The 25220-nt window shown below is 68.7% G+C and carries 23 protein-coding genes; 10 read left to right on the top strand and 13 right to left on the bottom strand.

Annotated features, from left to right (window positions below):
- Positions 1-26: 26 nt before the first annotated feature.
- A complete protein-coding gene (locus ACFWUU_RS15380; protein WP_137255160.1) occupies positions 27-206 on the top strand; it encodes a hypothetical protein in 180 nt (59 codons plus the stop codon).
- Here the strand turns inward: ACFWUU_RS15380 and ACFWUU_RS15375 are convergent.
- Positions 203-1117 carry an alpha/beta fold hydrolase gene (locus tag ACFWUU_RS15375; protein WP_380176087.1) on the bottom strand — a complete coding sequence of 305 codons (915 nt, stop codon included), beginning with the start codon at positions 1115-1117 and terminating at the stop codon, positions 203-205. The two genes, ACFWUU_RS15380 and ACFWUU_RS15375, sit on opposite strands and share 4 nt — an antisense overlap.
- A 115-nt stretch (positions 1118-1232) precedes the next feature.
- On the opposite strand from ACFWUU_RS15375, the gene ACFWUU_RS15370 reads away from it, so the two are divergent.
- The 5 genes from ACFWUU_RS15370 to dhaK all read left to right on the top strand — a co-directional run bounded on the left by ACFWUU_RS15370 (position 1233) and on the right by dhaK (position 5135).
- Positions 1233-1793 (top strand): DJ-1/PfpI family protein, encoded by a 561-nt coding sequence (locus tag ACFWUU_RS15370; RefSeq protein WP_137255162.1) that lies wholly within the window; start codon positions 1233-1235, stop codon positions 1791-1793.
- 66 nt (positions 1794-1859) lie between these two features.
- On the top strand, positions 1860-2717 hold the full coding sequence (locus tag ACFWUU_RS15365) for a ketose-bisphosphate aldolase (protein WP_380176084.1): 858 nt from the start codon (positions 1860-1862) through the stop codon (positions 2715-2717).
- The gene (locus ACFWUU_RS15360) at positions 2714-3502 is read left to right on the top strand and encodes an HAD-IA family hydrolase (protein WP_380176082.1); all 789 of its coding nucleotides are present in this window, start codon (positions 2714-2716) and stop codon (positions 3500-3502) included. The genes ACFWUU_RS15365 and ACFWUU_RS15360 overlap by 4 nt, the downstream gene beginning before the upstream one ends.
- Entirely contained in the window at positions 3499-4143 is a 645-nt protein-coding gene (gene dhaL / locus ACFWUU_RS15355; protein ID WP_137255165.1) for a dihydroxyacetone kinase subunit DhaL, read from the top strand. The genes ACFWUU_RS15360 and dhaL overlap by 4 nt, the downstream gene beginning before the upstream one ends.
- The gene (gene dhaK / locus ACFWUU_RS15350; protein ID WP_380176080.1) at positions 4140-5135 is read left to right on the top strand and encodes a dihydroxyacetone kinase subunit DhaK; all 996 of its coding nucleotides are present in this window, start codon (positions 4140-4142) and stop codon (positions 5133-5135) included. The genes dhaL and dhaK overlap by 4 nt, the downstream gene beginning before the upstream one ends.
- On the opposite strand, the gene ACFWUU_RS15345 is transcribed toward dhaK, so the two are convergent.
- Positions 5100-6362, bottom strand: coding sequence for a GAF domain-containing protein (locus ACFWUU_RS15345; RefSeq protein WP_380176078.1), 1263 nt, complete (start codon positions 6360-6362; stop codon positions 5100-5102). The two genes, dhaK and ACFWUU_RS15345, sit on opposite strands and share 36 nt — an antisense overlap.
- 315 nt (positions 6363-6677) lie before the next feature.
- Between ACFWUU_RS15345 and ACFWUU_RS15340 the strand changes: the two genes are divergently transcribed.
- Positions 6678-7643, top strand: a complete 966-nt coding sequence (locus ACFWUU_RS15340; protein ID WP_380176076.1) for a heavy-metal-associated domain-containing protein — start codon at positions 6678-6680, stop codon at positions 7641-7643.
- Between the two features lie 4 nt (positions 7644-7647).
- On the opposite strand, the gene ACFWUU_RS15335 is transcribed toward ACFWUU_RS15340, so the two are convergent.
- Both ACFWUU_RS15335 and ACFWUU_RS15330 read right to left on the bottom strand, forming a co-directional pair.
- Positions 7648-9783, bottom strand: coding sequence for a heavy metal translocating P-type ATPase (locus tag ACFWUU_RS15335; RefSeq protein ID WP_380176855.1), 2136 nt, complete (start codon positions 9781-9783; stop codon positions 7648-7650).
- A 47-nt stretch (positions 9784-9830) separates the two neighbouring features.
- Positions 9831-11804, bottom strand: a complete 1974-nt coding sequence (locus ACFWUU_RS15330; protein WP_380176074.1) for a cytochrome c oxidase assembly protein — start codon at positions 11802-11804, stop codon at positions 9831-9833.
- A 113-nt stretch (positions 11805-11917) separates the two neighbouring features.
- Between ACFWUU_RS15330 and ACFWUU_RS15325 the strand changes: the two genes are divergently transcribed.
- Positions 11918-12430 (top strand): DUF5134 domain-containing protein, encoded by a 513-nt coding sequence (locus tag ACFWUU_RS15325; protein WP_137255169.1) that lies wholly within the window; start codon positions 11918-11920, stop codon positions 12428-12430.
- 6 nt (positions 12431-12436) lie between these two features.
- Here ACFWUU_RS15325 and ACFWUU_RS15320 read toward each other — a convergent pair whose 3' ends face one another.
- Entirely contained in the window at positions 12437-13771 is a 1335-nt protein-coding gene (locus ACFWUU_RS15320) for a dihydrolipoyl dehydrogenase family protein (RefSeq protein ID WP_380176072.1), read from the bottom strand.
- Between the two features lie 160 nt (positions 13772-13931).
- Between ACFWUU_RS15320 and ACFWUU_RS15315 the strand changes: the two genes are divergently transcribed.
- Positions 13932-15401 (top strand): MFS transporter, encoded by a 1470-nt coding sequence (locus ACFWUU_RS15315; protein ID WP_380176070.1) that lies wholly within the window; start codon positions 13932-13934, stop codon positions 15399-15401.
- A 13-nt stretch (positions 15402-15414) separates the two neighbouring features.
- Positions 15415-16149, top strand: a complete 735-nt coding sequence (locus ACFWUU_RS15310) for an SDR family oxidoreductase (protein ID WP_137255172.1) — start codon at positions 15415-15417, stop codon at positions 16147-16149.
- Here ACFWUU_RS15310 and ACFWUU_RS15305 read toward each other — a convergent pair.
- The 8 genes from ACFWUU_RS15305 to ACFWUU_RS15270 form a co-directional block, all read right to left on the bottom strand.
- Positions 16146-18914, bottom strand: coding sequence for an ATP-binding protein (locus ACFWUU_RS15305; protein ID WP_380176068.1), 2769 nt, complete (start codon positions 18912-18914; stop codon positions 16146-16148). The genes ACFWUU_RS15310 and ACFWUU_RS15305 overlap by 4 nt on opposite strands.
- 99 nt (positions 18915-19013) lie before the next feature.
- Positions 19014-19685 carry an urease accessory protein UreD gene (locus ACFWUU_RS15300; protein WP_380176066.1) on the bottom strand — a complete coding sequence of 224 codons (672 nt, stop codon included), beginning with the start codon at positions 19683-19685 and terminating at the stop codon, positions 19014-19016.
- Positions 19669-20385 carry an urease accessory protein UreG gene (gene ureG / locus ACFWUU_RS15295; RefSeq protein WP_380176064.1) on the bottom strand — a complete coding sequence of 239 codons (717 nt, stop codon included), beginning with the start codon at positions 20383-20385 and terminating at the stop codon, positions 19669-19671. Before ureG ends, ACFWUU_RS15300 begins: the two co-directional genes overlap by 17 nt.
- Positions 20378-21130 carry an urease accessory protein UreF gene (locus ACFWUU_RS15290; protein WP_380176062.1) on the bottom strand — a complete coding sequence of 251 codons (753 nt, stop codon included), beginning with the start codon at positions 21128-21130 and terminating at the stop codon, positions 20378-20380. The genes ureG and ACFWUU_RS15290 overlap by 8 nt, the downstream gene beginning before the upstream one ends.
- Complete coding sequence (locus ACFWUU_RS15285) at positions 21130-22833, bottom strand: urease subunit alpha (RefSeq protein ID WP_380176060.1); 1704 nt, start codon at positions 22831-22833, stop codon at positions 21130-21132. The genes ACFWUU_RS15290 and ACFWUU_RS15285 overlap by 1 nt, the downstream gene beginning before the upstream one ends.
- On the bottom strand, positions 22826-23230 hold the full coding sequence (gene ureB / locus ACFWUU_RS15280) for an urease subunit beta (protein ID WP_380176058.1): 405 nt from the start codon (positions 23228-23230) through the stop codon (positions 22826-22828). Before ureB ends, ACFWUU_RS15285 begins: the two co-directional genes overlap by 8 nt.
- An 11-nt stretch (positions 23231-23241) precedes the next feature.
- Complete coding sequence (locus ACFWUU_RS15275; protein ID WP_380176056.1) at positions 23242-23544, bottom strand: urease subunit gamma; 303 nt, start codon at positions 23542-23544, stop codon at positions 23242-23244.
- Entirely contained in the window at positions 23541-25178 is a 1638-nt protein-coding gene (locus ACFWUU_RS15270; protein WP_380176055.1) for a purine-cytosine permease family protein, read from the bottom strand. Before ACFWUU_RS15270 ends, ACFWUU_RS15275 begins: the two co-directional genes overlap by 4 nt.
- Positions 25179-25220: the final 42 nt, after the last annotated feature.

Below are 25220 nucleotides of genomic sequence, written 5' to 3'. Positions count from 1 at the left end.
CGACCTGGGAGGCAGAGATGGCTGTCATGACGAAAGCTGAGGCCCTGGCGATCATTCGTCGCGCGTACGGTCCGGACGTTGCCGAATCCGTCGCGGACCGGTTGCCGGAGCAGATCGACCCTGATGACGATGCGGATGCGGAGCTGTTGGCGTCACTCGGGCTGACCCGCGACGGGCTGGCGAACGCGCTCGGCGGCGAACTCTAGAGCAGGTCGCCGCAGAACGCCTCGATGGCGCGGTTGACGACGACCGGGCGTTCCCACGGCATGAAATGACCGGCGCCCTTCACCCAGAACGGGCCGACGCCGGCCGGGAAGGCAAGCGCGCAGCGTTCCTCGGCGTGCTCGCCGACGGTGACCTGGTCCGCACCGATCAGCACCAGCGCGCGCTGCTGCACGGGACGGTCGATCAGCTCCGGGGCCGACAGCGGGCGGGTGCCCATCAGTACCTCGTAGTCGGCGAACGACGCGCGCAGGCGGGTGGCGTCGCCGTACGGCTCGGTCAGGAACGCCAGGTCGTCCTCGTCGAAGGCGTCGGGCGGACACCAGAGGCGGTGCCCGAAGAACTCGCCGATGTAGCGACGCCGTCGTTCCGGCGTATCGAGCTCGGCGACCAGCTCGTCCGCGTGCTGCCCCTGGCGGCGCTGGTAGTCGTAGACGGCAGGCTTGGGTCGACCGGGCGGGAGGCCGGCAGCCGCGAACGCCTCAGGCAGATCGGGCATCGAGTCGTCCAGGATCACCAGCCGGTCCACCCGCTCGGGATGCCGGTTGGCGAGGTCGATGGAGATCATCGCGCCCAGGTCGTGCCCGGCGACGACCGCTCGCTCCCAGCCGAGTACGTCGAACAGCCCGGTCAGGTCGGTGTTGAACGCGTTGAAGTCGTAGAAGCCGTCCGGCGCGAAATCGGAATCACCGTACCCGCGCAGATCGGGCGCGACGACATCGAACCCCGCTTCGGCCAGCGGGATCAGGTTGTGCGACCAGATCCGGCTCGTGCACGGGAACCCGTGGACCAGCAGCAGCGGCACGCCGCCCTCACCACGTCGCCGGACGGCGAGCCGGTGCCCCGGACGTACCTCGATCCGCTCGGGCGCGACGACTTCGGCAGGAAGAACCATGCGTTCGGTCTACACGATCACCCGGTCAGACGGACCTTGACCGCCGTTGGCTGCGGGCAGAGGCTGGCTGGTGGGTGGGTATCTGACTGGTGTGTCTTCGAGAGGGAGTGGCCTGATGGCGAAGGTACTGATTCTTACCGGTGACGCCGCGGAGGACCTGGAGGTGTTCTACCCCTATCAGCGGTTGCTGGAGGAGGGGTACGACGTCGACATCGCCGCGCCCGAGGTGAAGAAACTGCAGTTCGTGGTGCACGACTTCGTGGACGGTTTCGACACGTACACCGAGAAGCTCGGCCACACCTGGCAGGCGGATGTCGCATTCGCGAACGTGGATCCCGCTGACTACGTCGCGGTCGTGATCCCGGGCGGCCGCGCCCCGGAGTACATCCGGAACGACGCCGACGTGCAGCGGATCGTGAAGCACTTCTACGGCGAGTCGAAGCCTGTCGCGCAGCTGTGCCACGGACCGCTGATCCCGGCCGCCGCCGGTGTGCTGAACGGCCGGAAGACATCGGCGTACCCGGCGCTCGCACCGGACATCACCGCCGGGGGAGCCGAGTGGGTCGACGGTGACGCGGTCGTCGACGGCAACGTGGTCTCGGGTCGCGCGTGGCCGGACCACCCGACCTGGATGCGCGCGTTCATGGCGATCCTGAAGGAGCACGCGCCGGCGTAGCGCGGTTGCAGCCTTTCTGCAGCGTTCGGAGAGGCAGGCTGGACGGAGCCACCGGGAGGAGTGAGCATGCCGGTTGCACCGTTGAAGGAACTCGTCGACGAGGCCTTGGCCAAGGGGTACGCCGTTCCCGCGATCAACATCGTCGACGAGTTGAGCCTGCGAGCCGTCGTCGACGCGGCCGTGGAGCTGCACTCGCCGTTGATCGTGCAGACGTCGGTGAAGACCGTGAAATCGGTCGGGCGCGACGTACTGAAGGCGATGTTCGACGCGACCGTCGGGCCTGAGCCCGTGCCGGTCGCGTTGCACCTTGATCATTGTCCGGACCGCGAGGTGATCAGCTCCTGCCTCGCGGCCGGCTGGAACTCGGTCCTGTTCGACGCCTCCGCGCTCCCGGTCGAGGAGAACCAGCGGCAGACCGTCGAGGTGGTCGCCGAGGCCCGCAAGTACGGCGCGCATGTGGAAGGCGAGATCGAAGGCATCACGGGGGTCGAGGACGGAGTTGGGTCCGACACCGAGTCGGAACGTCAATCCTTGGCGGTTGCCACTCGCTTCGTGGAGACGACCGGGGTCGACGTGTTCGCCCCCGCGATCGGCAACGCGCACGGCATCTACCGGTCGACACCGGAGCTGGATTCGCAGCGGATCACCGACCTGGTGGCCGCGACCGGGATCCCGATGGCGCTGCACGGCGGATCCGGGCTGACGCCGGAGCAGTTCCGGGACCTGATCGGCCGCGGCTGCGCGAAGGTGAACATCTCGACGGCGCTCAAGGTCGCGTACATGCAGTCGTCGCTCGAGCATCTCGAGGAGGCGCGGGCGAAGGACAAGTGGGACCCGCCAACGTTGTTCCGGAACATCCACGCCGCGGTGAAGGCGATGGCCGTCGAGTACATCGAGATCTTCGGAAGCGGCGGTCACGCATGACCGCACTCATCTTCGACTGTGACGGTGTGCTCGGCGACACCGAACGCGACGGTCACCTGCCGGCGTTCAACGCGACGTTCGAGCATTTCGGTCTGCCGGTGCGCTGGTCGGTCGAGGACTACGGTCAGCTGCTGAAGATCGGTGGCGGCAAGGAACGTCTGGCCACGTTGCTCGACGATCCCGACGTGGTGAAAGCGGCCGGTTCGCCGTCGACGGACGAGGAACGTGCGCAGGTCATCGCGGCCTGGCATCAGTACAAGACCAAGACCTTCACGGACCTCATCGCCGCCGGAGTCGTTCCGCCGCGTCCCGGCGTACGGCGGATCATCACCGAGGCGCTGCGCGCGGGCTGGACGGTTGCCGTCGCGTCGACCTCGGCCGAGCCGTCGGTACGTGCCGTGCTGACCGGAGCGGTCGGGGCGGAGGTCGCGGCGCGGGTGCCGGTGTTCGCCGGGGACGTCGTACCGCGGAAGAAGCCGGACCCGGCGGTGTATGAGCTGGCCGTCCACCAGCTCGCCCTGGTGCCGGATCACACGCTCGTCATCGAGGACTCGAGCAACGGTCTGCTCGCGGCAAGCGGTGCCGGGCTGTCCACGGTCGTGACCGTGTCGGGCTACACCCGCGACGAGGACTTCACCGGAGCGGCACTGGTCGTCTCCAGCCTGGGCGATCCCGGCGGCGAGCAGCTCGAAGTACTGGCGGACCCCTGGAACATCGGCCCCGTCGGCGCGCTCACGCTGACCGAGCTCGCCGAACTGGCCGGTCGCAAAGGAGGGCATACATGAGTGACAGCTGGAGCGATGTCGACCTGGTGATGACCACGATCATCGAAACCTGCCTCGCCAACGAGAAGTACTTCGGTGACCTCGACTCGGTCGTCGGCGACGGCGACTTCGGGTACTCGCTGGCTCGCGGTTTCGAGAAACTCCAGGCCCAGTACGGCGAGCTGGACCGCACCGACATCGGAACGTTCTTCAAGAAGGTCGGGATGCTGGTGACGTCCCGGATCGGCGGCACGTCCGGACCGATCTGGGGCACGGGATTCCTGCGTGCCGGGATGACGGCCGGCGCGACCACGACCCTCGACGGTGCCGCCGTCGTCGCGATGCTGCGGGCGGCGATCGCCGGGATCATGGCCCGCGGCGGCGCGTCGCTCGGCGAGAAGACTCTGCTCGATGCGCTGGTCCCGATGACGGATGCCATCGAGGAGGCGCTCGCGGCCGGGGTGAGCAGCGACGAGGTCGTGGATCGGGCCGCCGTAGCGGCCCGGACGGCCGCCGACGCGACGGTCGACCTGGTCGCCAAGCGCGGCCGGGCCGCCTACACCGGTGAACGCAGCCGGGGCTCGGTCGACGCCGGGGCCACCGCCGTCGCCGTACTGATGGAGCAGATCGCACAGAACTGGAAGGGGAGGGAGTCCGGATGAAGAAGTTCGTCAACGATCCCAAGAACTACGTGCCGGAGATGCTGCAGGGCATCGCACTGGCGAATCCCGAGACCTTGAAGTACGTCCCGGAGTACAACCTGATCATGCGCACGGACGCGCCGCGGGACGACAAGGTCTCGATCATCCAGGGCTCCGGCTCCGGGCACGAGCCGGCGCACGTGATGACAGTGGGCAAGGGCATGCTCGACGCGGCCTGTCCCGGTGATGTGTTCGCCGCGCCGCCGATGGACTACGTGTACGAGACCACCAAGCTGCTCGCGTCGCAGAAGGGTGTGTTGCTCCTGGTGAACAACTACACCGGCGACCGGATGGCGTTCGACATGTCGCAGGAGCTCAGTGCCGCGGACGGGCTGAACGTGAAGACGCTGATCATCGACGACGACGTCGCGGTGAAGGACTCGACGTACACGGTCGGCCGGCGTGGTGTCGCGGGCAACTTCTTCGTCATGAAGGCGGTCGGTGCGGCCTCCGAGCAGGGCGCGGACCTGGACGAACTGGTCCGGATCGGCGAGAAGGTCAACTCGGTCACCCGCACGATGGGGATGGCGCTGACCGCGTGTACGCCGCCGGCCAAGGGCTCCCCGCTGTTCGACCTCGGGCCGGACGAGATGGAGATGGGTGTCGGTATCCACGGCGAGCCGGGCCGCAGCCGCGAGCCGCTCGCCTCGGCGAAGGACATCATCGACCAGATGCTCGAAGCGGTCCGCTCCGACCTTCCGTACGAGTCCGGTGACAACGTCGCGCTGATGATCAACGGGCTCGGCGGTACGCCGATCAGCGAGCTGTACCTGCTCTATGGCCGCGCGCACAAGGTGCTCACCGACCAGGGCATCAACGTACGGCGCAACTACGTCGGCGAGTACTGCACCTCGCTCGACATGGCCGGGGCGTCGGTCACGCTGGTCAAGCTCGACGACGAGATCGACGGCCTGTTGTCAGCGCCCGCGGAGATCGCGATTCGCGTGTTCTGAGAGCCCGTAGTCCGCGCGCAACCGGCGTACTTCGGACTGGGTCGACGGCCACAGCGGGGAGGTCGGCGAGAGCAGGGTCAGCTGGTGCTCCCAGGCGCTGAGGTCGTTCACACCGGCGTACGAGCGGGTCCACGCGACGACGAGATCGACGTCGTGGGTCCGCAGTACGTCGGCGCGCATGCGGTTCTCGAGCCGGTTCCGTACGGCGACGACTGCCGGTGCGTCGGACTGCGGGAGGAGCGGACCGGCGTAGCGACGGAGTGCCGCTGAGAGCAGGTGGGAGTCGAGGTCGTCGGCGGTCTCGAGCCAGTCGGCGGCGATGTCGCGTCGGAACCTGTAGGGCCGGGAGTCGAGGACGTCCGCGCCGAGGAGGGCGCGGAGGCGGGTCATCTCGCCGCGGAGCGAGGAGCGGTGGTCGGCTTCGCCGTACAGGGCGTCGGAGAGTTCTTCGGCGGTAAGTCCCTCGGGGTGCTCGGCCAGCAGTACGACGATGTCGCTGTGGCGGCGACTCAGGCGTAGGTCGCGGTCGTCGACGCGGATCTCGGCGTCCGGGCGGCCGAGCGCTGAGATGCGGACGCGGTGGCCGGTGTCACCTGTGAGTTTGCGGAGGATGGTGAGGCGGCCGAGCTCCGCCTCGGCCATCCGGGCGGCGGCCCGGACGAGGGCTAGTGATTGGGGTGAGCTGGCGTCGGCGCCGCCGGTGATGTCGACGACGCCGAGGACGCGCTGCGTGTCCGGGTCGTAGATCGGGGCCGCGGCGCAGGACCAGGGCTGGACGAGGACGGTGAAGTGTTCGGCGGATCGGATCTGGACGGGCGCGGTGACCTCGAGCGACGTACCGAGAGCGTTGGTTCCGACCTGTTGCTCCGCCCACCAGGCACCTTCGCTGAAGTGGATGCCGTCGGCGGCACGCAGTACGTCGGGTCGGCCGCAGACCCAGAGCAGGCGTCCGCCGCTGTCGCCGACCGCCATCACGCAGTCGCTGTCGACGGCTGCTCGGCCCAGGACGTCGTACAGCATCGGGAAGACTGCCGAGAGCGGGTGCTCGGCTCGGTAGGTGGCCAGTTCGTTGGCTTGGAAGGCAAACGGTGCGGCCGTGTCAGCGCGGAGGCCGGCGGCGACCGAGCGGTCCCAAGAGGCCGCGACGAGCCCGCGTACGGGCTGTTTCTCCCCATCTTCGACGAACTCTTCGTGTCGTCGGTGCAGCCATCGATCGATGGATTCCACCTTTCCTAGACAACTGCCCAGGGCGGCGAAAGTCCAGACCCGCAGCGACCGCGGTCCGACACGCGGTGTAACCGCGTGGGCCGGGGTTGGTTCCTAAACTGGGAACGCGTGGGTGACGGGTCGCCGGGGAGGTCGCGGATGGCGGGACTGCCGGGTGGCCGTTATGACCGCGCGGCCGCGGCTCGGGTGCTGGGAGCCGCGGGTTCTGCGGCGTTCTCACAGGTGAGTCTTGGTGGGGCTCGGCGGCTTTCGTGCGAGGTTGAGCTGCTTGACCGTCGGCTGACTGCGCCGCAGTCGGAGTATGTGGAGCGTCGGATGCGGCCGTGTCCGCCAGCGCTGGTGGCGACCGCTGCCTCGAAGGTGAGTTGGCGGGACAGTGGTGGGGTCGCGAATGTTGCTCATTGTGGTCCGCTCGGGGCTGTCGTGCCGGTGGTGGCGCGGGAGGCGACGCTGGTCATGTGGCGGGCGCTCGCTGCTCGGGATGGTGTGCCGCTGAGCGACGACGAGCGCGCGGTGATGGACGCGACGACGACGGACAAGGATCCGGTCGAGATCCTGCGGGTGGGGATCGATACGACGTCGCGGGCGTTGGTGCAGCACGCTTACCTTGCGGATCAGACGCCGTACCGGAGTGCGGGGGAGTTTGCGCGGGGGTTGCGGGACTCGGGGATCTTCTCGGTGGTGGCGAACACGTGGTTCTGGGGGCTGCAGTCGTCGACGTTCCGGCGCGGGTTGATCCCGGTGCGGCTGGTGACGGTCGGCGGCGGGACCGTGCGGTACGCGGCGGAGACGGTCGACGTACTGCGGGAGATGAAGCAGACCGCGATCGCGGACGCGCACGAGACGTTGCGCCGGGCAACGGTCGAGGAGGGGCTGACGGTCGAGGAGGCGTTGCGGAAGTACGACGTACTGCTGGGGGAGATCTCGCGGCAGTACGCGTTGTTGCCGGCGGGGGAGCAGCCGCGGTGCCTGGCCAACATGTCCGTGGACGGGGTCCGGTTGCTGCCGGGGGTGGTGGACACGTTCGTGGAGACGTTCGTTCAGTTGCTCGAGTTGGTGGAGATTGAGGAGACCGGTGTGAACGAGGTTTTCGAGGTTCCGGATATGACGTGCTCGCACTGTACGAACACGATCACCGGGGTGCTGGAGGCGCTCGGGGTTCGGGTCGCGGGGATCGACCTGGACACGAAGGAGGTCGTCGCGGCGTTCCCGTCGGAGGAGGTTCGCGCGCAGAGCTTCGAGGCGATCCGGGGGCGCGGGTACACCGTCGTACCGCGGTGAGGTCCTAGTCGGCGTCGGGTTCGGTGCCGAAGTCGCGGAGGCGGAGGCTGTTGTAGGTGACGAACAACGACGAGAGGCTCATCGCCGCGGCGGCGATCACCGGGTTGAGCAGTCCCGCGGCGGCGATCGGCACGGCGGCGACGTTGTAGCCGAACGCCCAGATCAGGTTGCGATGAATGGTCTGCCGGGTACGGCGCGCCAGGGCGATCGCATCCGGGATCACGCGAAGGTCCTCCCGCACGAGGATGATGTCCGCCGACTTGAGCGCGATATCAGTCCCACTGACAACCGCCAGCCCAAGATCGGCCGTCGCCAGCGCCGCAGCATCATTAATCCCATCCCCAACCATCGCCACCCGCCGCCCCTCACCCCGCAGCTGCTCGATCATCGCCGCCTTGTCGGCAGGCAGCACCCCCGCCCGAACATCCTCAATCCCCAACTCACCCGCCACCGCCCGAGCAACCACTTCACTGTCCCCGGTGAGAAGAACAGTCCAAAGCCCCTGCCCACGGAGCGCCTCAACCGCGGCCCCCGCCGTCGGCCGCAACCGATCCGCCACCCTGAACGACCCCGCCGCCCGCCCATCAATCCCCACATAAACAACCGACCCCGCCGCACCCGCGACGCTTGGGGTGGGTTCGGCTGGGGTGGTGATGCCCTCTGCTGCTAGGAAGGTCGTGTTTCCTACGACTACGCGGTGGCCGGCTACTACGCCGACTGCGCCTTGGCCGGGGTGGACTTCGAAGTTGGTTACTGGGTCGGGTTTGATGCCGTCGGCTTCGGCTCGGCGTTCTACGGCTCGGGCTATGGGGTGTTCGGAGTTTTGTTCGACCGAGACGACGTAGCGGAGGAGGTCGGGGTCGATGTCCTCGACCACGAGTTCGCCGGTGGTGAGGGTTCCGGTTTTGTCCAGGACGATGGTGTCGATGACGCCGCTGGCCTCGAGGGCGTCCTGGCCTTTGATGAGGATGCCGAGGGTGGCGCCGCGGCCGATGCCGACCATCAGGGCGGTTGGGGTTGCGAGCCCGAGGGCGCACGGGCAGGCGATGACAAGCACCGCGATCCCCGTCCCGATCGCCTGCTGGAACGGCGCTCCGGACACCATCCACCCGACCGTCACAGCGATCGCGAGAGCGATGACCGCCGGAACGAACCACACGATGATCCGGTCGACCGTGTGCTGAATACGAGCCTTCCGCTCCTGCGCCTGCTCAGCCACGGCCGCCATCTGCGCGAGCTGCGTATGCGCACCGACCGCCGTCGCAGTCACCACCAACCGGCCATCCGTGCTGATCGTCCCGCCGATCACCGAATCACCGACCCGAACGCTCCGCGGCAACGGCTCACCGGTAACAACGCTCGTATCAACAGCTGCCGCCCCCTCCAGCACAGTCCCATCCACCGGCACGATCTCACCGGCCTTGACGATGACGACCTCGCCCTTGACGACCTCCCCAGTCGGTACGTCGACCTCCGCGCCCTCCCGCAACACCCGAGCCGTCGGCGTAGCCAACCGACTCAGCGCACCGAACACATCTGCAGCCCGCCGCCGCGACCGCGTCTCGAAGTACCGTCCCGCGAGCTGGAACACAGTCATCCCCGCCGCGACATCGAGATACAGCGCCCCGGTATTCGATGCCCCACGCAACAACACCGATACCGCCGCCCACCCGAACGACACCGCAATCCCCAGCGACACCAGCGTGTCCATACTCACCGCACGATGCCGCAGGTTCCGGATCGTCGCCCGATGGAACGGGTACGCCGCCCACGTCACAACCGGCAGCGCAACGAGCAGCGAGACGATCTCCCACCCAGGGAACCGAATCGACGGCACGGCGGCCAGCACGATCGTCGCGTCCATCAGCGGAATCGCCAGCAGGATCGCCACGATCAACCGACGCCGCAGCGCCGTCACACGCTTGATCGTCAGCTGCTCCGCAAGCTCGTCCGCGGACTCGGGATCGCGCACGGTCGCGTCGTACCCGGCCTTGTCGACCGCACTGGCCGCACGATCGGCGAGATCCGGCCCGACCCCGGTGACGATCGCGCGCTCAGTCGCGTAGTTCACGCTCGCCGTGACCCCGTCGAGCTTGTTCAGCGCCCGCTCGACCCGGTTGGCGCAGGCCGCACACGTCATCCCGCCGACCAGCAGTTCGACGGAGTTCGTCTCGGTCGAGGTGAGCGTCACCGGCTCTCCTTCGTACGGTCGGCAAGGCGTTCGAGCATCGCATTGTAGGCGTCGTACGAATCGTCGAGTCCGCTGTCGAGATGGCGATCGATGCGCTTGGCAAGCTTTCCGTCCTGGACGGCCCACTGCAGCGCCAGTACGACGACAACGATCAGCAGCGGGATCTCGCCACCGGCCCACGCGATGCCGCCGGCGGTGTGCTGCGTTGCGGCGAGGTCGACCTTCCACGGCAGCTCGAGGTGCTGGTAGAACGAGTCGCCGATGATCGCGCCGTCGGACATCAGGATGACTCCGAAGAACGCATGGAACGGCATCGCCGCGAACAGGAACCCGAGCTTCGCCAGCGACGGGAGCTTCCGCGGTGTCTGGTCGACTCCGATCACGAGACCGAAGTACAGACAGCCCACCAGCAGGAAGTGGGCGTTCATCAGTTGGTGCGCCCAATGGAACTTCATCAGGGTGCCGAAGGCGTTGGTGAAGTACAGGCCGTAGTACGAGCCGATGTAGATGCCGAAGACAAGCAACGGATGATAGAGCGCCTTGAGCGGCCGGGAGTGCAGTACGGCGACGATCCACTCGTGCGGCCCGGGCTGTGCGTCCTTGGCCGCGGTGGGCAGGGCCTTGAGCGCGAGTGTGAGCGGTCCGCCGAGGACGAGTGGGATGGGGATCAGCATGCTCAGTGCCATGTGCATCGCCATGTGGACGGCGAAGCTCGGGCCGGAGTACTTCCCGAGGCCGGAGCTGGTCACCACGACGATCAGAACCCAGCCGACGGTCCAGGCGATCGTGCGACCGAGCGGCCACGGTTCGCGGCGGCGACGAAGCCTGATGACGCCGGCGAGATAGGTGGTGATGGCTGCGACGGCGGCGGTCACGAACAGGAGGTTGGGACGCCACTGGCCCACCAGCGTCGCGAACGCGGGCGGCTTGTTGAGGTCGAAGCCGAAGAAGATCTGGCTGATCGACGTCGGCACGAAGAACTGCGGCGGTGGAATCCGGGTCATCGCGATGCCGCAGGCAACGAAGGCGGCCGTACCGGTGGTGAGGAGGACCGCGCCGAGAGGCAGTTTGCTGCGGGCAACGGAGTACAGGCCGACGGCAACCAGTCCCAGCGCCGCCAACCGGATGAGCGTGAGCCGGCCGGTGGCCGAGTCGATCGGGGAGGAGCCGGCCATCTTGAACCAGAGCAGGACGACCTCGGTCCCGATGAGGACCGCGGCCCCGACGATCGCGATGCCCCGCCAGTGAGTGCGGTCCAGGACACGGTTTCGGCGGCCGGTCGCGAGCCTCAGGGTTTGGACGACGGCCAGGCCGAGGAGGAGTTGCGCGGCGACGGTCTGGTAGACGGCCGAGTCGCCGGCGAAGTCGTGGCGCGGACCGACCAGGACCTGGCCGACGACGACCGGGGCGAGTGAGCCGGCGAGGGCGGCCCAGAGTGCGATCAGGTACGCGACCCAGCGCACGGTCATCAGGCTCGTCACGAGCACCACGATCGCGGCCAGGCAGGTGATCATCCAGGCGCGCCCGAAATCACCGGAGAACATCGCGAACCAGAGCGCGTTCGGGCTGGCGATCTTGCCGAGCGACAAGCCGTTCGAGTCGGCCGAGTCGAACGCGATCAGCAGGCCGGAGCTGATCACCCAGACGGCGGCAGCCCGCCGTACGACAATCGGCTCGAACCACTCGGCGATCTCCAACTGCCGCCGCGAACCCGACTCCCGTACTGGCCGCGCCTTACCCGCGACGACCGCCGACGCGAGCGCACCGACGGTCACGAGCGAGGAGAGGTCGGCCACCGCGCGGACGAAGGTGGTGATGAGCCCGGTCGCCTGGCCGGGGTAGTCCCGCGCGATCGGCAGGTAGCTCGCCGAGCCCATGCGTGCGGTGGTGACCAGCGCTGCTGCGATCACGAGTACGCCCAGCAGGACGACGTGCCAGATCAGCCACCGCCGGTGGCGCGTCGTACCCACGTCACTCCTGATCGATTGGTTGCCACGACCCCCAACTGGTGAATACGAGCGAGTTGTGGGAACAGTTCCCAGGAGTGGAACTTCTTTGCGACGACTGGAGTTAGAGGGGCGTGGTGACTGGAGCCTGGACGATTGTCCTGACCGCGGTCTTCGCTGCGACAGGTCTGTACGGCGTTTGGCGGCTGAGCACGCGGCGCTGGCAGGGGATCGAGACCGTCGTCGACGTCAGCCATGCCCTGATGAGCCCGGCCATGCTGGTGATGCTGTGGTGGCCGATGGCCGCGACCGGCCAGTGGGCGCAGATGGCGGTCTTCAGCGGGCTGGCGGTCGTGTTCTTCTACCAGCTGTCCGGCTTGGACTCCATCGCCGAGCGGGCCGGCGCGATGGCTCACGCCGGCATGAATCTCGGCATGGTCTGGATGCTCGCGGCGATGCCTCGCCTCATGTCCGGCGACGCGTGGACGACGATGCTGAGCTGGTCAGCCGTTGGACTCCTGGTGATCACTGCCGGCTGGTGGCTCATCCACGCCGCCCGGACTCCCGGCCACCGAGCCCTCTGCGGCTGCCACGGCCTCTCCTGCGCCGGCATGGCGACCATGCTCGCCCTGATGACCCCGGCGCTCTGAGGTCCCTCACTCGTTGGCCAGCTCGCGGAGGGCTTGGAGCAGGGCTTCCGAGAAGGTGGGGAACGGCTGGATGACGTCGAGCAGGACGGGGATGGGGATCCGGGCGCGGATGGCGAGGGTTGCTTGCTGGAGCCATTCGCCGGCCTCGGGGCCGACCGCGTAGGCGCCGGTGATGACGGTTCCGTCGGAGACGAGGGTGAGGAAGCCGGGCTGGGTGTCGTACGAGCGCAGGTACGTCGCCGTGCGCGGTACGCCGGACAGCTGGATCGTCGCGGTGTACGGTCCGTCGGCGTCACCCACCGACGCGGCCTGCGGGTAGCTGTACACGACGCGCGGCACCGCCCGGTAGTCCGCAGTACGGGGCTTGCCGAGAATGTTGCTCGCGGCAACCCGGCCCTGGTACTCGCCGACGTGGGTCAGCTGCCACAGGCCCGTGACGTCGCCGATCGCCCACAGGTTCGGACCGGCCGACAGCTTGTCGTCGACCGCGATGCCGCGGGGATTCGCGATGATGCCGACGGTCTCCAGCCCGATGTTGTCGACCCGCGGCCGGCGGCCGGTCGCCACCAGGACGCGGTCGCCCACGACCTGGGTCCCGTCGCCGAGTTCGATCACGTACGTCGACCCGTCGAGGCGAACCCGCTCCGCGGACGTGCCCGTCCGTACGTCGACCTTGTCGGCCGTCAGCGCTACCGCGATCGCCTCACCGACCGCTCGCGGTTCACGAGGCATGAGGTGGTCGTCGCGCTCGATCAGCGTCACACTCGAGCCCATCCGCGCCAGCGCCTGACTCATCTCGACACCGGTCGCGCCGCCGCCGAGAACGAGCAGCCGGTCCGGTACGTCGACCAGCCCGGTCACGTCCCGGTTCGTCCAAATGCCGGGCAGCTCACGCAGTCCCGGAACGGGCGGAATCACCGGATCCGCGCCGCAGGCGATCACGATGTTCTCGGCGGTATGCGTCCGGTCGTCCACCGCGACGGTGTGCGGACCCGCGAGGCGGCCGTGACCCCGCAGCACCTCGAGGCCGACGCTCTTCGCCCACGACACCGCGCCGGCGTCGTCGTAGTTCGACACCATGAAGTCGCGCCAGCCCAGTGCCGCGCGGGTGTCGAGCGCACCGGTCACCGCCTCCCGCGCGCCGGGCGCGTCGAGAGCCTCGGCCAGCGCCTCGCCGGGTCGCAGCAGGGTCTTGGACGGGATGCAGGCCCAGTAGGAGCACTCGCCACCGAGCAGTTCGCGCTCGACGACGGCGACCTTCGCACCGCCCTTGGTCAGCGCCGCCGCACAGTGTTCACCCGGAGCACCGGCTCCGAGGACGATCACGTCGTACTCACTCATCAGCTTTCGGGCTCCCTTCGAACCGGCGGATCCAGAGTCGCGCTGCCCATGCGTCGCCCGGGCCAGGGAGTGTCCCTGGTCTCGCGCGACCAGGGACCACCACGGTGGCGCGACCCGGTCCGCCGGCCGGATCGTGGAGCAGACACGCCTGGGAGGTCGAATGAGTGAGCCTGCAGTGACCGGCGCGGGGCTGGTCGCGTTGCGGGGGAGGGCCGGCGCTCTGCTGGTCACCGCCACGGTGCTGGCGTCGATGGTCGGGTTCATCGACGCGTACATGATCAACGTCGCGATCCCGGCGATCGGCCGCGACCTGGAGATCGGTGTGAGCGAGCTCCAGTGGGTGCTGACCGGGTACCTCGTCACCGTCGCGTCGATGCTCCTGCTCGCCGGTGCGCTGGCCGACCACTTCGGCTGGCGTCGCATCCTCGTCGCCGGTCTGATCGTCATGCTGGTCGCATCGCTGTGCTGCGCCGCGGCCCCGAACGGCGGCGCGCTGATCGCGGCGCGGGTCGTCCAAGGAGCCGGCGGCGCACTCGTCGTACCGAGCAGTCTTGCTTTGCTCAACGGGACCCTGCAGTCGGCGGATCGGGCCAAGGGGATCGGTGTCTGGGCCGGCATCTCGACCCTCGGTACAACGCTCGGCCCGTACGGCGGCGGGTGGTTGATCGACCACGGCTCGTGGCGCTACGTGTTCCTCCTGAACGTCCCGCTGATCGCAGCCGCGTTGTGGGTCCTGCACGGCGTACCGGAGGTCGCGCGTGAGCGGCGTCCCCTGTCGGTCGACCTCGTGGGCGCGATTCTCGCCGTACTCGGGCTGGGCGGCGTGATCTACGCGCTGACCGCCGGATCCGCGTCCGGCTGGGCCAGCGCACCGGTCCTGGTGTCGGGTCTCGTCGGCGTGGTCTGCCTGGCCGCGCTGATCCCGGTCGAGCAGCGTCAGCCGGCGCCGATGCTGCGTACGGCGCTGTTCCGGATCCGCCAGTTCGTCGCGATCAACGCCGCGACCATCCTGTTCTATGGAGCGTTGTCGGCAGCCAGCTATCTGGTCGTGCTGCAGTGCCAGCTGCGGCTGGGATACAGCGCCACCGAGGCCGGCGCGGCGCTGATTCCGGAGTCGGCTGTGTTCCTGCTGGTCTCGCCGTTCGTCGGCGGTCTGGTTGTGCGGGTCGGCACACGCTGGCCGATGGCGATCGGCATCCTGATCGTGGCCGCTGGGTTCGCCTGGTTGTCCGCGGCGGAGCCCGGCCAGAGCTACGTGCAGGCGATCCTGCCTGGCGCGCTGTTGTGGGGTCTCGGCATCGGGTTGACGGTCGCGCCGCTGACGGCTGGCGTACTGGCTGCTGTCGACGATGCGGATCTCGGTGAGGCGTCGGCGATCAACGACGCCGCGTCGCGGGTCGGGGGCGTGGTGCTGATCGCGCTCGTGCCGTTGTTGCTGGGGGTCGGCGGTTCGAATGAGCTCGCCGGGCCATTGGCGAACAGGTATCAGACGGCGATGCTCGTGATGGCAGCTCTGAGTGTTGTCGCCGCGGTGATCACGCTGGTGTTCGTCGCATCGGGTCGCCCGGCGGCCACTCGGCTTCCGGCGACACCTCGCGTGCACGGTTGCGCCGTACCGGTATCGAGCTGAAGGAGGAGAGCAGATGACTGAGTCAACAACGAGTCTCGCCGGGCAGGTCGTGGTCGTGCTGGGCGGGAGTGCCGGGATCGGGCTGGAGACCGCGCGACTGGCACGCGCGGACGGCGCGCGGGTCGTCATCACCGGGCGGGATCGCGAGCGGCTCGAGAAGGCGGCGGTCGAGGTCGGCGCCGAGAGCGCGTTGACGGTGAACCTGGACGATTCTGCGGACGTCGAGCGCATGTTCGGTGAACTACCCGTGGAGCTCGACCACATCTTGGTGGGCGGGAGCGGTCCGTTCTACGCGCCGCTGGCAGACCTCGATCTGGAGCAGGCGGAACAGTTCATCAACCAGCATCTGGTCGGCTCGCTGCGGATCGCGCGGCTGTGCATCGGCCGAGTTCGTGCGGGCGGTTCGCTGACGTTCATCAGCGGTACGGGCGCACGGCGGCCGGGAGTCGGGCTGATGGTCGCCGCGATCGCGACGGCGGCTCAGTCGGCGATCGTCGCGAACGCGGCCGTCGAACTCGCCCCGATCCGGGTGAACACGGTCGCTGCCGGCTTCGTCGATACGCCGCTGTCCGCACGGCTGCTCGGGGATCAGCTCGAGGAGCGCCGCGCCGAGCTGCGTGCCACGTTGCCGATCGGGCGGGTCGTCGGGCCGGAGGACGTGGCGGCGCTGGTCGTCCACCTGATGACGAACACGGCGCTGACCGGGGCGACGTACGACGTGGATGGAGGGCAGCAGTTGGTGCGCTAGCCGGCCTCGGGGAGTGCGTCCCGGAGTTGGCGGCGGGAGCTGATCGAGAGCTTGTCGAAGATCTTCCGGAGGTGCCACTCGACGGTGCGCGGGCTGAGGAACAGGCGCGTGCCGACCTCGGGGTTGGAGAGGCCGTCGCGGACGAGGAGGGCGATCTGGCGTTCCTGCGGGGTGAGCTCGTCGCCGGCGGTCGTTGCGGTCGCGCGGCGGCGGACCGTTTCGCCGGTCGCCTGGAGTTCGCGGCGTGCCCGGTCGGCGAACGCGGTCATGCCGATCTCGGAGAACATTTCGTAGGCAGTGCGCAGCTCGGTCCGGGCGTCGCCGCGGCGGGTTTGGCGGCGCAGCCATTCGCCGTACAGGAGATGGGAGCGGGCCAGGTCGGGGCGGAGTCGGGTGCCGTTGAGCTGCTCGATCGCTTCGAGGAACGCCTTCTCCGCGGCGGCACCTTTGTGCACGAGGCCGCGGGCGCGTGCCTCGAGGCCGAGGCCCCAGGGTTCGTCGGTGCCGCGTGTCTTCTCTTGGAGGCGGGCGAGTGCTTCGGCTGCTACGTCGAGGTGGCCGCTGTGCGCGGCGGCTTCGATCTGCTCGCTCAGGGCCCAGGAGGAGACGAACAGTTCTGGTGTGTCCTCGGCGGCGAGAGTTGCCCAGGGCAACGCTTCGTCGTGGTGGCCGAGGCCGTTCAGTACGACGGACTTCGCCCAGCGCGCGTACTGCGCCGCCGTACCCTGACCCTCTGCCGTCGTCTTCGCGATGGTGTCGTCGATCAACGGGAACGCGTCGTCGGGGCGTCCTTGGAGCGCGGTCAGCACGAGCGCGCCGTACGGGCCGATGTGGGTGCCGGTCGCCTCTCGTACGGCGTCCGCCTCCGCGCGGAGCGAGGTTGCCTCGGCGAAGTCGCCCGCCATCGCGAACACCTGTCCAAGCACGTTGACTCCAACCGCGAGCACGGCGAGCGCCCCGGCACGTCTCGCCGTCTCCACTTGGCGGATCGAGGCGGCCAGACAAGCCTCAAAGTCCCACGCAGTCGCGGCCGCCGCGGTAGCCAGCCACCCCCAGCGCAGGATCTCCTCCGCCGAGACCTCGCCATCTCCAAAAGCCGTCGCAGCCTGCTTGAGCAACGGCACACCCCGCTCCCGCCCCTCCGCAAACAACAACGCAAACCCATCCAACATCACATCAGAACTTCGGACAGCTGTGTCGGGACGTGGTGCTGCTATCGCGGCTTGGGAGACCTCGCGGAGACCGGTGCCTGCTGCTAGCTGGCCGGCGAAGAGGGCGGCGCTCCAGGCGTCCAGGTAGGTGTCTCGGGCCAGGCGGGGGTCCAGGGGCTCGAGAGTTTGGGCGGCGCGGAGGAGGAGGCCGGGGGCGTCTCGGCCGCGTTGTTGGGCGAAGGCTGCTTCGGCTCGGAGCAGGTCGATGCGGGCGCGGCCGAGGTCGTCGAGTTGGCCCGCCTCGGCCGTCGCCAGCAGCTCCCACGCGGTTCGGAACGCACCCGCCTGCACGCTCGCCTGCGCCCCCGCGAGCGCGCGCTCAGTACGGCGTACCGGATCCCGCGTCAGCGCAACCGCCCGCTGCAGGAACGCCGCAGCCGCCGCGAACCCACCCCGCGCCTGCGCCCGATCCGCCGACCGCTCCAGCTCCACAGCAACAGCCTCATCCGGCCCGGTAGCGGCCGCCGCCAGATGCCAAGCCCGCCGATCAGGATCGATCGCCGAATCCGTCGCCCCAGCCAACGCCAGATGTACGGCGCGACGCTCCGTCGCAGACGCCGACCCGTACAGAGCCGACCGCACCAGCGGATGCCGGAACGTCACCCGCTCACCCAGGCTCAGCAGCCCGTCGATCTCCGCGAACGCGGCATCGATCCCGAGCTGATCGGCCGCCCGCCGTACCAGCACCGGATCACCCACCGGCTCGGCCGCAGCGACCAGCAGCAGCTGACGCGTCGGCGGCGGCAACGCATCCGCCTCCCGCAGGAAACTCTGCTCGATCCGCCCCGGCAACCCCTGCCCGCCCAGCAACCCGAACCCAGCCGCCAACTGCGTTGCCGTCAGCCCCCGCGGCAACTGCAGCAACGCCAGCGGATTCCCACCGGTCTCGGCCACAATCCGATCCCGGATCGGAGCGTCCAGCAGGAACTCGACCGCCGACCCCAGCAACGCCCGCGCCTCGTCATCCGGCAGCCCGTCGACCTCCAGCTCCGCGAGACCGTTCAGCTCCACGCCGACCTCGCGCGCCCCGAACAGCAGACCAACCGCCTCGTTCCCGATCCGGCGAGCGACGAACCCGAGCGTCTGCGCGGTCGCTGTGTCCAACCACTGCGCGTCATCGACGACCACCAGCACCGGCTGCTCAGCGGCGAGATCCGAGATGAGGCTGAGTACGGCGAGCCCGACCATGAACCGATCCGGCGCAGGCCCGGGAGCAAGTCCGAACACCGTCGCGAGCGCCCGCCGCTGCGGCTCGGGAATCCGCTTCATCCGGTCGAGCAGCGGCATACACAGCTGATGCAGAGCCGCGAAGACCAGCTCCATCTCCGACTGGACCCCGACCGCGCGCAGCAGCTGCAGATCATGCGCGGACTCGGTGGCGTAGTTCAGCAGCGCAGTCTTCCCGACGCCGGCCTCCCCGCGTACGACGAGCACCTGGCTGCCGCCGTTGCGGACATCGCCGAGTAGCTGGTCGAGTACGGCGCGTTCGGACCGGCGCCCGAGCAGCGCCGTGGAGTGTGTTCGTCCCGCCTCTGCTCCGCCTCCGTGCTCCACCGTCCTCCCGCCCCCTCCAGCGGTGAGACCACGGCGAACTTCCGGAACGCCGCAGTTGCCGAACCGATCCAGATTAAGACGATCCAGCCCCGCTGACCATCACACAGGCGTGCGGATGAGATCGCTCTCGTGCTGTTCCTGGACAAGTTGCCGGGCGAGCGAGCCGGGTCCCTCGAGTTGGAGCGTGTGCGGCATGTCGGGGAGGCGGAAGCCGAGGGTGGTGACGGTGTCGAGGCAGCGGGCCGGGCCGAGGATCGCCCAGCCGGAGCGGGTCTCGGGGGAGAGGTCGAGATCCTCGGCGAGGAGGAGGTCGTCGTCGAGCCACGCGCGGGTCGCCGTACGGAGCGTGCCGCCGACCTCGCCGTACCGTCCGAGGACCAGGGACTCGCGCAGTTGGGCGGTGCAGCCGCGCGCCAGGTGTGCCGTGGTCGTCCGGGTGACGTCGGCGCCGGCGGAGACGACGAACGGGTCGGCGTACCAGTGGAGGCTGGCGCCGTCGGTCAGGCGGATGTCGACGTCCCAGCGGGCGGCGCCGCCGCGCATCGCGTACGCGACCGTACCGGCGGTCTCGACGATCTCGACCCGCACAGGTCCTTCGGCAACGACCTCGATGCGTACTTCGTCACCGGCGAGCAGGAGCGCACCCGCGGCGACAAGCGCGACGCGCACGACGCCGGGCGAGCTGGGCAGCCGGCGGGGCGACAGGTGGTCGGTCGTCAGTAGGCAGCGGTCGCGGACCGGGTCGGCGGTGACGTCAATGCGTGTGGACATGGGTGATCACGGCGCCGTCGTCGCCGATGTGGGAGTGCGGAGCCATCGGACCGGGGTCGACGGGCGTGTGGTCGCCGGTGCGTACGACGGTCGTCATGCTCCGGACCCACTCTTTGAGGCGACCGATCGAGGCGGGATCTTTCCGGGAGAGCGCCAGTACCGGCTTCCCATCGCGGGCGGCCTCGGCGTCCTCCACCATCCGGTCGACGTCCACTTCGACGTACGGCGCGAGGTCGGTCTTGTTGACGACGAGCAGATCCGCCCGCGCGATCCCCGGTCCGCCCTTGCGCGCGACGTCCCCGCCGCCGGCGACGTCGAGGACGAAGATCTGCGAGTCGACGAGGGCGGGGGAGAAGGTGGCGGTCAGGTTGTCGCCGCCGGACTCGACGAGTACGACGTCCAGCGGGGCGAAGTCACGCTCGAGGTCCTCGACGGCGATCAGGTTCGGGGTGACGTCGTCGCGGATCGCGGTGTGCGGGCAGGCGCCGGTCTCGACGGCGCGGATCCTGGCTGGATCGAGTACGCCGGCCGACCGCAGCAGGCGGGCGTCCTCGTCGGTGTAGATGTCGTTGGTGATCACACCGAGGCGGAGTTCGTCGGCGAGTTCGCGGCAGATGGTCGCGATCAGTGAGCTCTTGCCGGTGCCGACCGGGCCGGCGACACCCAGCCGGAAGGAGCGGGTCTCAGGCGTGTCAGGCATGGAACAACCTCATTCTCTCGGTCGCGTGGTTCTGCGCGTGGATGTCGATGAGCGGAGCGGCGTTGGCGGGGATCTTGTCGACGTCGGTGAGCGGCGCAACGTCGGCGACGAGCTCCTCGATGTCGTCGTGCAGGGCGGCCAGCCAGGTGGCGGCGTCGGCCGGGTCCACCGGGAGCAGCTTCAACGAGGCGGAGACGACCGTTTGCACGTCGTCGTACGCAACAACCCGCGCAAGCTGCTCCGCGGTCAGTCCGGTTACCGCTGCCACCACACCGAGCACGATCGGCCGGGGGATCTCACAGTCCCGCGGCAGGTGCTGAAGCACGTCGGGCCAGACCCGCCCGGCCAGCCGCAGATACGCGCGCCCCTGCCGCCGCGAGACAGCCCGCAACACCTGACTACTGCTGCGAGCCGCCCAACTCCGCTCAACCAGCCGCAGCCCCGGTCTCAGCCGGCCCGCCTCGGCGGGCGGCGAGCCCACCCCGGACGACTCCGCTCGACTCGGCGCGCCGGTGGGCGACGGGGCGGCGAGGACGGCGTGCCGGGTGACGACTGCGACGGCGACTTCTACTCGGGTGACGGTGCGTAGGCGGTCTCGGGCGTAGGTGGCTACCTCGTGGAGTTGTTTGCCCTCGGCACCTAATCCGGCGCGGACGGCGGGCTCGAGGCCGGCCGACTGGGTGTGGCCGCCGGTCGGCAGGCGCCCGTCGGCGAGCATCAGCGCGACCAATTCCGCCGTACCCATCAGAACATCGCGTACAACTGGGCGAGCGGAAGCACCTCCGCCGGCGACGGCTCGACCAGGTCCCCGTCGACCTCGATCGCGAACGTTTCAGGGTCGATGTCGATGCTCGGCAGCGCACTGTTGTTCTTCATGTCCGCCTTGCCGATCTCACGCGTCGGCCGTACGCCGAGGAGCCGCCGCCGCAACCGCAGCCGGTCGGCCAGCCCGTCCTCCAGCGCCGCGGGGGAGACGAACGTGAACGAGAGGTCCGCCCCGATCGCATCCCCGAACGCCGGCCGCATCAGCACCGGCTGCGGCGTCGGGATCGACGCGTTCGGGTCGCCGAGTGCGGCCCAGGCGATCGCGCCGCCCTTGATCACCAGGCTCGGGCGGACACCGAAGTACCGCGGATCCCACAGCGTCAGGTCCGCCAGCTTGCCGGGCTCCACCGAGCCGACCTCGTGATCGATGCCGTGGGCAACCGCCGGGTTGATCGTGTACTTCGCGACGTAGCGCCGTACCCGCTCGTTGTCGGCCGGCAGGCTGCCGGTCACCGCGCCTCGGCGGTTCTTCATCACGTGCGCGACCTGCCAGGTCCGGGTGATGACCTCGCCGATCCGGCCCATCGCCTGCGCGTCGGACGAGGTGATCGAGAGTGCGCCGAGGTCGTGCAGGATGTCCTCGGCCGCGATCGTGGTGGCCCGGATCCGCGACTCCGCGAACGCGAGATCCTCCGGCACGTCCGGGCTCAGGTGATGGCAGACCATCAGCATGTCGAGGTGCTCGGCGACGGTGTTCACGGTGTGCGGCAGGGTCGGGTTCGTCGAGCCGGGGATCACGTGTGGGTACGCCGCGATCGAGAGGATGTCCGGGGCATGGCCACCGCCCGCACCTTCGACGTGGAACGCGTGGATCGACCGGCCGGCGATCGCGCCGAGCGTCGACTCGACGTACCCGGCCTCGTTCAGGCTGTCCGCGTGCAGCGCGACCTGGAGACCCCACTCGTCCGCGGCACGCAACGCGGCGTCGATCGCGGCGGGAGTCGACCCCCAGTCCTCGTGCACCTTGTAGCCGGCCGCACCCGCGAGCGCTTGCTCCGCGAGCGCTTCGGCGCTGACGGTGTTTCCCTTGCCGAGCAGGAGAATGTTGAGCGGTACGGCGTCCAGCGCGCGATGCATCTGCTCGAGGTGCCAGGCGCCGGGGGTGACCGTGGTCGCCTTGGAGCCCTCGCTCGGCCCTGTCCCGCCGCCGACGATCGTGGTGATCCCGGTCGCCAGGGCCTCGTGCAGTTGCGACGGGGACAGCAGGTGGACGTGTGAATCGATCGCACCGGCGGTGAGGATGCGACCCTCGCCGGCGATCACGTCGGTGGATGGGCCGATGCGGAGATCGGGGTGGACGCCGTCCGCGATATCCGGGTTCCCAGCCCGACCGAGCGCGACGATCCGCCCGTCCCGAATCCCGACGTCGGCCCGCACGATGCCCCACCAGTCCACCACCAGCACGTTGCTGATGACGGTGTCCGGTGCACTCTCGGCGCGCGTCGCCGTACCTTGCGCCATCGACTCACGGATGGATTTGCCGCCCCCGAACACGACCTCCTCACCCCCGACGGTGAGGTCCTCCTCCACCTCAACCCACAAGTCCGTATCAGCCAACCGCACCTGATCTCCAACGGTGGGTCCGTAGAGCGCGGCATACGCGGCCCGCGAAATCTCAACCACGATCCACCTCGGAGGACTGGCCGGCGTCGGCCGGCGGCCTTGGCTTCAGCTGGATCCCGGGGACCCGCCGATTTCCTCTCAACGCGACCAGGTCCACCTCGCGGGAGGCCCCGGGCTCGAACCTCTGCGAGGTCCCCGACGGGATGTCCAACCGGAAACCCTCCGCCGCCTTGCGGTCGAACGCCAGTGCCGAGTTCGCATCCGGCAGATGCAGATGCGACCCGATCTGGATCGGCCGGTCCCCGGTGTTCACGACCACCAGCCGCAACCGCTCGTCGTCCGACCGATCGGCGTTGAGGCGGATCGTGCCCGGTGCGACGCGAATTGCACCGGGGGCGACCGGGCGGGCAGCGTCCGCCCCCTGTCCTTCCGTGCTAAGTCTATCGGCGTCAGCCATGGAATCTGCCTTCAGATGATCGGGTTGTGGATAGTCACGAGCTTGCGGCCGTCCGGGAACGTCGCCTCGACCTGCACGTCGTGCAGCAACTCGGCGACGCCAGGCATCACCTGATCCCGAGTCAGCACCGTGCGACCGCTCTCCATCAGGTCGGCGACCCGGGCCCCCTCGCGCGCCCGTTCGATCACCCAGGTGCTGAGGAGTGCGACGGCTTCGGGGTGGTTGAGCAGCACCCCCCGCGCCAGCCGGTCGCGGGCGACCATGCCGGCGACGGAGAGCAGCAGCTTCTCAACGTCTGCGGGAGTGAAGTTCACGATGGCAACGGTAGAACGTGGTCGCTGACCTTGTCTGTGCTCAGGCACAGCGAGCAGACGGCCGCGTCGTGGGTCGCGCACGCGGTCATGTCGGGCCGTTCGTAGTCCTGCCGACAGACATGGCAGGTGAGTACGGCGCCCGACGGATTACCGTGCTCGTCGTACATCGGAAGATCCAGCCCGTCATCCGGCCTGCGCAAGTAGTACTTGCCCTGGGTGATGATGGCGAGGATGGGCGGCAGCACCAGCGCGAGACCGATCGCGACCAGCGGTGAGTACGGCTTGATCGCGCCGCCCAGTCCGCCGAAGAAGACCAGGATCGAGACGCCCGCGGCCGCGGCCATCGAGACGAAGCCGACCGGGTTGACGGCGTACAACATGCCGCGGCGGAATTCCGGTGCCTTGGGCGACAACTTCAGCAGGTACTTGTTGAAGACGATGTCGGAGGCAACGACCACGATCCACGCCATCCCGCAGTTCGCGTAGAAGCCGAGGATGGTGTTGAGGAAGTCGAACATGTTCGCCTCCATCAGCACCAGCGCGATCACCAGGTTGAACCCGAGGAACACCAGCCGGCCGGGGTAGTGCCGCGTCAGCCGCGTGTACGAGTTCGTCCAGGCGAGGGAGCCGGAGTACGCGTTGGTCACGTTGATCTTCACCTGGCTGATGACGACGAGTACGACGGCCAGCGTCATCGCCAGCCACCCGGGCAGGAACCCGCGGTAGATCTCCAGGAACTGGTGCACCGGCTGGTTCGCGATCGAGGTGCCGCTGTCGACCTGAGCGATGATGTACACCGCCAGGAACAGACCGATCACCTGCTTGATGGCACCGAAGATCACCCAGCCCGGTCCGGCCAGCAGTACCGCGGTCCACCAGCGGCGGGAGTTCTCCGGTGTCTTCGGCGGCATGAACCGCAGGTAGTCGATCTGCTCGGCGATCTGCGCGATCAACGACAGGCATACACCGGCGGCCAGCAGCATCGAGCCGAAGTCGGCGTCCGGACCGTAGTCGAAGAACGTCGACACCGACGACGGATGCGAGATGAGCAGGTAGCAGAACGGCAGCACCATCAGGATCAGCCACAGCGGCGTCGTCCACACCTGCAGCGTCGACAACACCTTCATCCCGTAGATCACCAGCGGGAAGATCACCAGTGTGGACACGGCGTACCCGAGCCAGAGCGGCACCTGCAGCCCGAGCTGCAGACCCTGCGCCATGATCGAGCCTTCGAGCGCGAAGAAGATGAACGTGAACGACGCGAAGATCACGTTGGTCACGACCGAGCCGTAGTACCCGAAGCCGCTGCCGCGGGTGATCAGGTCGAGGTCGATGTTGTACCGCGCGGCGTAGTACGCCAGCGGCAGCCCGGTCGCGAAGATGACCACCGCGAAGATCGCGATACCCCACAGCGCGTTGGTCGTTCCGTACGAGATGCCGATGTTCGCGCCGATCGCGAAGTCGGCCAGGTACGCGATGCCGCCGAGGGCCGAGACGGCGACCACGCCGGTGGACCACTTGCGGTAGCTGCGCGGCGCGAAGCGGAGGGTGTAGTCCTCCAAGGTCTCGCGCGTCGCGGTGTTCTGACTCGGGGGAGCGGTAGTGCGGTGATCGAGCGAGGGTTCAACAGTCATGGCGGAACTCCTGCGGCACCTTCGGGCGAGCGGTGCTCCGGC

It is taken from the genome of Kribbella sp. NPDC058693, from assembly GCF_042715335.1.
Taxonomy (GTDB): domain Bacteria; phylum Actinomycetota; class Actinomycetes; order Propionibacteriales; family Kribbellaceae; genus Kribbella; species Kribbella jiaozuonensis.
The sequence above is the reverse complement of the archived record's forward strand: the minus strand, read 5'-3'. Positions and strand labels throughout refer to the sequence as shown.